Raw genomic sequence first — 2011 nt, 5'->3', positions numbered from 1 at the left:
TTCGGGCCGTGTAAAACACGCATACTCGCCCCGCACGCGGAGCCGAATGGATGGATTTGACATAGGGATAACCTCAAATGATGAGCGATTCCGGTTCGTGAGCGGTCATGTCGGTTCGTAGGCCGAGTTGTTCGTCGTAGAGTTCTTCGTTGAGCAATACGGCGTAGCAGTCGTGCCGGATCTCGATTTGGTGGGTGGCTAGTAGATTTCGAAAAATGTTTTCAAAAACAGACACGGTGTATCGTTGCAGGCGGCGACGCATTTTGAGACCGAGTGGTTTGTCACTCGCGAGGCGTTCGATCAATCGGCGTCCGCGTTTGCCGTAGGGAACGATGACCGGTTGGGCTTCGTCTTCGATCATTCGAAACCGCTTGGCAGCCTCTTTGAATTGGAAGATGGCCTGGTAGGGTTCGATGAACTGATCGAGTACGGCTTTGTCGTCCCAGTTCTTGTGACCTTGTTTCCAATAGTGCAGACGGAAGTACTGCTCGCCGGTCTCCAAAGCTAACAGGTCTTCAACGTCCGGCAGTAATTCGCGAGTCGTCTCGGCAGTACTGCCCAATAATCCGCGGAGTCTGGGACGATCAGTGTGTTCGAAGACAAACACTAGACCGCGATCGCGTTTGCCTTCGCGATTGCAACGGCCGGCGGCTTGGGCGATGGAATCGATGCCGGTCATGGCTCGATAGACAACCGGGAAATCAACATCCACGCCGGCTTCGATCAACTGTGTGCTGATCACTCGGCAGGACAGTTTCTTGGCAAGACGCTTGCGAATTTGTGTGATGACCTTCGCCCGATGGGCGCCACACATCCGTGTGCTGAGGTGGAACAAACCGTCCGATTGCGAACTCTGTTTCCGCAGGGATTCAAACAATTCGGCGGCGTGTGGTCGCGTGTTGACAATGCACAGAAACGATTCGTGATTGCTCAGTCGCGTAGTCAATTCGTCATCAGTGAGTGGACCGAGATTGGAGACATCCACCCGCTTCATTTGGCGATAGAGTTCCCGCGGTTCCGGGATGATTTCACGCAGCTTGTCCGCTTCGATGCCGATGCGAAAGTCGTTGTTGCGGGCAAGGGCCGGTTGCGTGGCGGTGCAGAACACAACCGTGCAACCATAGTTGCGGACGAGTTCCCGTAACGCCGCCAGGCACGGCCCGAGTAGTTCCACCGGCAGCGTTTGGGCTTCATCAAGTACGATTACGCTACCGGCAATTCGATGCAGTTTGCGACATCGCGATGTGCGGTTCGCAAATAACGACTCAAAGAGCTGCACGTTAGTGGTCACGATGAGCCGACTGTCCCAATTCTCGGCGGCAAGTCGTGTCCAAGGCGTTTCACGGTCGGCGTCGGGATCAAGATTGCTATGATGTTCCAGAACCGCATGCTCACTCAGACTCGCGAACACCTTGCGAAAGACATCGGCGGTTTGCTCGATAATACTGGTAAAGGGAATCGCATAAATCACGCGGTCCAAGCTGTATTTCTCGGCATGCCCTAATGCAAACGCTAAGGATGCAAGCGTCTTGCCGCCACCGGTCGGCACAGTCAACGAAAAGAACCCCGGCTCCCACTTAGTAGCGGATCGACACGCCGCGAGTACATCCTGACGTCGAGCGTTGACAAAACTCGCTTCGGCATTTTTTCCTAAGTCGTCCAGATACTGCGCGAGTGTCTCAGCCAATTCTTGAATGGACGGTCCCGACGCAGCCCGCAGCTTCGCCTGAGCGGAATTCATGAACTGTTCGGTTGCCAGAAAATCCGCATCGACCAAGCAGGAAAACAGCAGGCGGGTGAAGAACGCCAATTGGAATGCGGTCCGTCTGGTGTCACTCAAATCGTCAAATTGAATCTGTGGCAAGTCCGGTAGTTTGGCTCTCAAAAATTCCGTCGGTGCGTCGATGTAAGAATCTATCTTTTTCTTCAGTCGATCCTGCAACCCAGACCGACCGACCGGATTCTGATCCCGATCGTCCGCTAATCCCGCGTGATGCCCGGCCAAGCAGTA

At 54.5% G+C, this 2011-nt stretch carries 2 protein-coding genes; both read right to left on the bottom strand.

Translation table 11 applies throughout. The annotated features are described in order from the left end of the window. Window positions 1-63, bottom strand: a 63-nt coding sequence (gene cas5 / locus AC5DDB_RS29940) for a CRISPR-associated protein Cas5 (protein ID WP_491743444.1), incomplete at its 3' end; no start/stop codon positions are given. 10 nt (window positions 64-73) lie between these two features. Next, window positions 74-2011, bottom strand: a 1938-nt coding sequence (gene cas3, locus AC5DDB_RS29935) for a CRISPR-associated helicase Cas3' (RefSeq protein ID WP_491743443.1), incomplete at its 5' end; no start/stop codon positions are given.

The organism is Thalassoroseus sp., from assembly GCF_984380535.1.
The sequence above is the reverse complement of the archived record's forward strand: the minus strand, read 5'-3'. Positions and strand labels throughout refer to the sequence as shown.